This is a genomic window from Mesotoga sp. (genome assembly GCF_035363035.1).
GTDB lineage: Bacteria > Thermotogota > Thermotogae > Petrotogales > Kosmotogaceae > Mesotoga.
In genome coordinates this window covers 1-6,802 of the sequence record NZ_DAOSEH010000099.1, presented here as the reverse complement: position 1 = coordinate 6,802, position 6,802 = coordinate 1, and the positions used below count along the sequence as shown (strand labels likewise).

Annotated in this window: 8 protein-coding genes; 6 read left to right on the top strand and 2 right to left on the bottom strand. The window is 53.6% G+C overall.

The genetic code is table 11. The features are described 5' to 3' along the window. Window positions 1–217, bottom strand: a 217-nt coding sequence (locus tag PKX57_RS10740) for a hypothetical protein (RefSeq protein WP_472417249.1), incomplete at its 3' end; no start/stop codon positions are given. A 412-nt stretch (window positions 218–629) separates the two neighbouring features. Here PKX57_RS10740 and PKX57_RS10735 point away from each other — a divergent pair. From PKX57_RS10735 to PKX57_RS10710, 6 genes are all read left to right on the top strand, one after another. Next, window positions 630–974 (top strand): hypothetical protein, encoded by a 345-nt coding sequence (locus tag PKX57_RS10735; protein WP_472417247.1) that lies wholly within the window; start codon window positions 630–632, stop codon window positions 972–974. 6 nt (window positions 975–980) lie between these two features. Next, entirely contained in the window at window positions 981–2,144 is a 1,164-nt protein-coding gene (locus tag PKX57_RS10730; protein ID WP_472412390.1) for a cation:proton antiporter, read from the top strand. Between the two features lie 50 nt (window positions 2,145–2,194). Then, window positions 2,195–2,950: an AAC(3) family N-acetyltransferase gene (locus tag PKX57_RS10725; RefSeq protein ID WP_472414772.1), complete on the top strand. Its 756-nt coding sequence runs from the start codon at window positions 2,195–2,197 to the stop codon at window positions 2,948–2,950. A 200-nt stretch (window positions 2,951–3,150) separates the two neighbouring features. Then, window positions 3,151–4,257: a poly-gamma-glutamate system protein gene (gene pgsW, locus PKX57_RS10720; protein ID WP_213920811.1), complete on the top strand. Its 1,107-nt coding sequence runs from the start codon at window positions 3,151–3,153 to the stop codon at window positions 4,255–4,257. Continuing rightward, window positions 4,254–5,360, top strand: coding sequence for a poly-gamma-glutamate synthase PgsB (gene pgsB, locus PKX57_RS10715; RefSeq protein ID WP_213920810.1), 1,107 nt, complete (start codon window positions 4,254–4,256; stop codon window positions 5,358–5,360). The genes pgsW and pgsB overlap by 4 nt, the downstream gene beginning before the upstream one ends. After that, window positions 5,357–5,800, top strand: coding sequence for a poly-gamma-glutamate biosynthesis protein PgsC/CapC (locus PKX57_RS10710; protein ID WP_214048012.1), 444 nt, complete (start codon window positions 5,357–5,359; stop codon window positions 5,798–5,800). Before pgsB ends, PKX57_RS10710 begins: the two co-directional genes overlap by 4 nt. 295 nt (window positions 5,801–6,095) lie before the next feature. Here PKX57_RS10710 and PKX57_RS10705 read toward each other — a convergent pair. After that, window positions 6,096–6,802 (bottom strand): oligopeptide/dipeptide ABC transporter ATP-binding protein (locus PKX57_RS10705; RefSeq protein ID WP_472417245.1); only part of this gene is annotated, 707 nt, incomplete at its 5' end.

Here is a 6,802-nt window from a genome sequence, read left to right as displayed (position 1 = left end):
TTTCCTCCAGAAGAGACAATAAATATTCGTTGTCTTTGCACATCTCGGCGAGCTTGCCGTAGTTTTCCGTTAGGACTTCCGCGGTTTTTTCTGCATTGGCAATCAGCGTCTCAACCACCGTGTTAGCTCTGTCCGCCACCGACTGAGCATCATCAAGGGTGTATGCAAGGGCGCCCGTTGTCAAGAAGAGCAATAAAATGGAGAAAACCGCTATCAACCGAGTCCGCATAACTGCCACCTCTTTTCCGTTATTTACTCGTGTGTATAAATCATATCATAAAATCAACAGATTTAAAAGTACTTTTTTTTATCGCTCACTAACCGATCGGCCCCATCGAAAAATCTCTCGCCGCGAAATCCGTGTTTGTGATATGTGCGTTAGAAAAAGCCTGTTCTTACAGCTGTATTATAGCTCAACTTATCTTTGTGCGATTGAACAAAATAAGAGAATATCGATATTGAAAGTATCAAACCGGAGGTTCCCCATGATCGCTTCGATTTTCAACTACCGCTTACCATTTCAGTCATACCCGGTATGCTTTTCTATAGTACACTTGAGCTGATCAATCGAATATCTTCGCACATCTCGAATTTCTAAAATAAAACTGAATTGAACGGAGGTGGAGTTTGTGGAACTCCTGGTTTTTGTTCTTGGAAAAGTCGATCTGCTTGACAGAGTTGTGAAAAGCCTTCTGGAGGCAGGCGTGAAGGGTCTAACTATCCTGGACAGCACGGGCGTCTCGGCGATGGCAGAATCGGGTATCCTGAAAGATCTTCCCGTAATATCCTCTTTGAAGTTTCTGGTAGGCGAGAGGCGTCCCTTCAACAAGACTCTGTTCAGCGTTATAGAAAATGAAACGGCCGGAAAAGCCATAGAAGCGATAAGAGCCGTCGTGGATATAAACGAACCCGGAGCCGGGATACTCTTCACCGTACCGGTTTCGAACGTGTTCGGCGGTTCCTTCCAGGTGTGATTGAAAATGACTCAGCTGCTCATAATCGGAGTGGTAATAGGGGCTGGAATAGCGCTGGGCAGATCTATGAAACCGCTCAGACTACCTGCCGTAACTGGCTACGTTCTGGCCGGGGTGCTCATCGGTCTATTTTTCAAACCGTCCAGCGAAACGGAACTGATTCTTTCTACCGTGTCCAGTTCGGCGCTCGCTTTCATAGCCTACACTATGGGCACATCGTTGAATTTGCGCGAACTGAAAAAGATGGGGGGCGGAGTCATAATCGTCGCCTTCACACAGGCCTTCGGAGCTACGCTGGTTACGATTCTGACTCTCACGGGCCTGCTCGGTCAGCCACTGGAACTCACGTTGATACTCGGGGCTATCGCCTCGACCACCGCCCCGGCCGCGACTCTCATGATTGTGAGGCAGTACAGGGCCAACGGGCCGTTTACGAGGACGCTCCTTCCAGTTGTTGCCCTGGACGACGCCATAGCTATCATCATATTCGGTTTTTCTCAAATTGCCGTCGCGAGTATGGTGAGTGGAAAGGCGATCGACACTGGGCTCTTCTTAGAACCTCTGGCCACGCTCGGCATATCTGCCGCGATAGGTTTCGCCGGCGGGCTCCTGCTTTCGTACCTCGCCAGGAAAGCCACGGATGAAGACAGTCTTCTGGCAATTACGCTCGGAGTCCTTTTCGTAACTGTGGGTATAACTGAGTATTTCGGCTATTCGGCCCTGCTTGCAGGCATGGTGCTCGGAACGGTTGTCACCAATCTCTCCAGCAGGAACATGGCTATTTTGAACGGTATAGACAGGATCTCCTATTCGCTGATGATAATCTTCTTCGTCTTCGCCGGAATGGGACTCAATCTGGAATTGCTGCCCAGACTCGGTCTGGTAGGTCTCGCGTATGTGGTTGCCAGAAGCGCCGGCAAGATCTTCGGAGCCTGGATAGGCGGTGTCTCCACCAGACGCGAACCGGCGGTGAGAAAGTATCTCGGGCTGGCCTTGCTGCCGCAGGCCGGAGTTGCCCTGGGATTGGCGGCGAGTTTCGACGCCGGCTCTCCGGAGCTGGCCGAAAAGGTGAGGACCATAATCGTGTCGGCCGTTATTGTGTTCGAACTGATCGGCCCGCCTCTGGCCAAAATCGCTCTGAAACTGTCCGGAGATATAAAGGAAAATTGAAAGTGAGGTCACGCCTCGCCTTTCACACTCAAAATGGGGAGATGGTGTAGTTGTTCGAAGAGATAAGCGAGATAGAACGGGCCATCGCCGGACTTGTCGACGGTGCGAAAGTGGCGATGATTCACTCGTCGCTTTCAGCCATGGGCCGTGTTCATGGCGGTCCCGCGGCAGTCGTTGAGGCCGTGGCGAGACTCGCGAAAAGAGGGATCACGATCATGATGCCGGCCCTTTCGTACGAGCACGTAACACCGGAAAGGCCCCTCTTCGATCTGGAGAGAACGCCTTCCAACGTCGGGGCCATTCCCGAAGCCTTCAGGAAGAGCGAGGGGGTCGTCAGGAGCGTGCATCCTACCCACTCGGTCTGCGCCTTCGGTCCGCTCGCGCAAGTCGTAACGGCCGAACACGAAAAAGACAGGACTCCGGTGGGCGAGAGATCGCCCTTCAGAAAGCTTGTCGAGAAAGACGGAGTCGTGATCTTCATCGGATGCGGATTGAGGCCGAACACACTGATGCACGGGGTCGAGGAGCTAGTGAAACCGCCTTACCTTTTCAACGGGGAGGTTTCGTACACCATCGTCACCGGGAAAGGATCGGAGTACACCGCCGGTTACCTCACCCACGACTTCAAGGGGTACGTTCAGAGGTACGACAGGATCGCAGGATTTCTAACGAAAAATGAAATGAGAACGGGGAGAGTACTGAAGGCCGAATGCTACGCGCTAAGGGCCGTTCCGATCTGGGAAAAAGCGCTCAAAGAGATTAAGAAAAACGAACTGGCTTTTGTCGACAGAACACTCGAAGGGTAGAGATATCCGCCGGTAATACTTGAAAGGAAGATATTTCCAGTTCGCCGCGAGAGGCCGGGCCGCCTTCATTCTCCGGGAAGCTTTTCCGGAGGTAATGTATAATTGATCATTATAAGGAGACGGAGGCAGGCGGCTTTGGGCGGAGTGCTGATAGCGATAATAAGAGTCCTGACCGTTAGTTGAATTAAAGGGGAGTTATCTTGAAAAGTCATTCTTTTGTGAGCCTTTCCGGATTGAACAAGGCCGGAGTTTCTTTGAAATGGCTCTCTGTCGGAGTCGTTATAGGATTGGTTTCCTTCTTTCTTCTCACCTCTTCGGTGAGAAGAAGCGAGACGCCCTTCATAAGCACCCAGCTCGCGGCCGCCAGCTTGATGAGGGAGGCCACTCGCGAGATCTCTTCCTACAGACTTTCGCTCGGTATAGAGATAGATCCGCTGCTCGATCCGAACGGCACGGGACTCATAGGTCCCGAGTTCACCGAACTAACTACGACGCTTGGAAATCTCGAGGCCAAGAGGACATCGACCAACCCGGATTTCGCCGCGCTGATCGTCAAGTACTTCAGGGAACTGGGTTTGAAGAAGGGAGACCCGGTGGCCATAGGCGCGAGCGGTTCTTTCCCGTCGCTGGTGCTGGCAACCCTCTGCGCCTGTGAAGCGATGAATCTGGAGCCTCTCCTGATTTACTCGATCGGAGCCTCTGAACACGGGGCAACCCATCCGGAGTTCACCTTCGTCAGGATGCTTCAAAGACTCGTTGAGAAAGGCCTTCTGCGGGACAGTCTAATAGCCGTCTCTCTTGGCGGCAACAACGACAACGCCCGGGGTATGTTTTTCCCGGGGGCGGTCGAGAAAATGACGGAAATCGCCCTTTCGACCGGAAAGACTTTCATACGCGAAGACACGCTTCAGAAGAGTATAGACGCGAGGTTCAAGATCTACTTTGAATATGCCGGCGGGCTTCCGGAAGTCTTCGTGAACGTCGGAGGCGCCAGCCCGAACTTCGGAGAGAGTCCCGCGGCCCTCAGCCTCGAGAACGGGCTTATAACTTCCCTCAAGAATATCCCCGTGGGCGAGGATAGGGGCTTGATTTTCGAATACGCCTCTCGCGGAGTACCATCCATTCACCTGCTCAACATCCGCGATCTGGCCCTCAAAAATGGAATCCCGATCGATCCTGTGCCGCTTCCGGAACCGGGAAAGAGCGGCGTTTATTATATCGATAGCTACTCGCTGCCCCTGGCGCTGTTTTTCCTGGCGCTTATGGTCCTGTCGCTTATCGCGGGCAAACTGGCGGTGAAAAAATGAGTAACCTGATTCTTTCGCTCGTTGCGTTCCTCACACTGCTGACGGTTCTCATCGTCGAGAAGCTGGTCCTCAGACGGCGGAGAAAGAGAATGAAGATCGTTGTCCAGGTCAACGGTACCAGGGGAAAGAGCGAGACTGTCAGACTTATCCACGGCGTGCTGTCGGGGAACGGTTACAGGGTGCTGGCCAAGACAACGGGCACGGTGCCGCTCTGGATAATGCCCGACGGCAGTCATCGCGAAATAAAGAGGAGAGGCCCGGCAAACATACAGGAGCAGTACAGGGCGCTGAAGCAGGCCGGGAGATTGAAGTGCGACGCGCTCGTCGTAGAGTGCATGGCGATCAGACCCGAGATGCAACTCGCCAGCGGAAAGATACTGGACGCCGATCTCACTGTGATCACGAACGCCTATCCCGACCACATAGAGGAGATCGGGGCGAGCGAAGAGGCAACCGCCGGGGTGCTCTCGCTTTCAGTTCCAGGCAACAGAAAGTGCCTTGTCGGCAATCTCGGCGAGGGGGCCCTGGAAATGATGAGAACTCATTGTGAAAGAGTTGGCAGCGAGCTGCTCAGGGCCGGAGAGAGGACGATATCCGACGAAGGAATGGCCTTCAGACCGCATCCGGACAATCTGCGTCTGATCGATAGGGTTATCGAGGTTTTCGGGCTGAATGAAAAGGCTTCGATGGAAGGTATGGCGAGAGTTTTGCCCGACGTTGGCACGTTCAGGTACCTAAAGTTGAAGCTAAATAGCGGCAGCGCGATTCTCGCGAACGCTTTCGCAGCAAACGATATACGTTCCACGATCTACCTTCTGGAGAGGACAGTGGCGGACTTCCCCGGCAGAAGAGTGGTGGGGTTCTTCAACTCCAGAGACGATCGGCCCGACAGGGCACTGGTCTTCGAGCCCTTCACCAGAAAGTTCGACAACCTGATGATCAGGGGTTCGATCCCGGTGCACAAGTTCAAAGGTCTGAAGTACAGGAAGGTTAAAGACGGCGAGTCGATAGAAGAGTTTCTGCAAAAGGGCGATATAGTTTTCGGCTTTGGCAACATAAGAGGTCTGGTACAGTGGTTGAGCAATCTGGAGGTGATCGAATGAACCCGGCCATATTTTCGATAGGAGTGGTGATCAGTACACTTTTCTGGTGGATCACGGGCCTCTCCGCGGGGGGCATCGTAACGCCGGTTTATCTCTTCATATTCATAGATCAGCCGTTACGGCTCGTCTATACCTGGGCCGTGGGGCTTTTGACGTTCATCATTCTGAACTTCCTCCAGCGGTATCTGATACTCTACGGTAGAAAAAGGCTCGCTCTGGGAATAACGATGGGGGTCTTCGTGAAACTGGCTCTCGATACTCTTCTGGTGCCGAATTTGCCTCTCGAACTGTTTTCGACCGTTATAGGTACGGTGGTACCGGGTTTGATCGCCAACGATTTCTACCGGCAGGGCGTTGTGAAAACCTCGCTTTCGCTGGCCTTCGTTACCCTCCTTGTGTGGGTTTTGAACATATCTCTCAAGGGGCTGGCTCTGCTATAAACGCGGGCAAAGACTGAACGCCGCGAAGAGTGGAAAGAGCCGTCCAGCGTCTGTCGTCCAAGAGCATGGACCCGTCCTTCGTTGCGTTGGGAGACGTTCTCCGTCATCCGCCCGTCGTTCTCCGCACGCGACGTAAAGTGCGAAGAGCGGTTTATCGTTCCGACGCTGCGCGTCCAGGTTCCTTGAGCGCGAAAATTGGGTACAGACGTGAGGTGAATCGTCAGTCCCCATTTTCGTGAAGGAGCGCAAGATGAGCGACCCACAACGCACCACCCACCACGGCTCTTAGAGGATGTTATTTCGTGTGTAGCCAGCAGGCCGTTTCGTGTCCGGGAGCTATCTCCACCACCGGCGGTTTTTCTTTGTCGCATCTATCCATTCTGTAAGGACACCTGGGGTGAAAGGCGCAACCGGGCGGAGGGTTGATCGGACTGGGCGGCTCTCCCTCCAGCCTTATGTTCTGTAATTTTCTGTCCAGCGGGTCCCAGCCGGGTATGGAGGCCATCAAGGCGCCGGTGTAAGGATGGGCCGGGTTATCGAAGAGATCTGTGGCGCCGGCCGATTCGACCACGTTGCCGAGGTACATGACGAGTATCCTGTCGCTCATATGATGGACGACATCCAGGTTGTGAGAGATGAAGATGTAGGAGATATCGTTCTCGGCCTTCAGATCCTGCAACAGGTTGATTATCTGGCTCTGGACGGACACGTCGAGCGCGGAGGTCGGTTCGTCGCAGATGACCAGCCTCGGTTTGACGGAGATGGATCTCGCCACGGCGATTCTCTGTCTCTGGCCGCCGGAGAATTCATGCGGGTACCTCTGCGAATATTCGGGGTAGAGTCCAACTTTCATCAACAGCTCGGCGACGTATCCGTCTATCTCGTTCTTCGGCACGAGGTTGTGGGCCTCTATCGGTTCCCTGATCACGTCCCTGATGGTCATTCTAGGATCGAGAGAGTCGAAGGGGTTCTGGAATATCATCTGTATATCCCGCCGGAACT

What these genes read in the sequence shown, in the direction of transcription:
- pgsB (WP_213920810.1), top strand. Translation starts at nt 4,254, where the DNA reads ATGAGTAACCTGATTCTTTCGCTCGTTGCGTTCCTCACACTGCTGACG.
- PKX57_RS10730 (WP_472412390.1), top strand. Translation starts at nt 981, where the DNA reads ATGACTCAGCTGCTCATAATCGGAGTGGTAATAGGGGCTGGAATAGCG.
- PKX57_RS10710 (WP_214048012.1), top strand. Translation starts at nt 5,357, where the DNA reads ATGAACCCGGCCATATTTTCGATAGGAGTGGTGATCAGTACACTTTTC.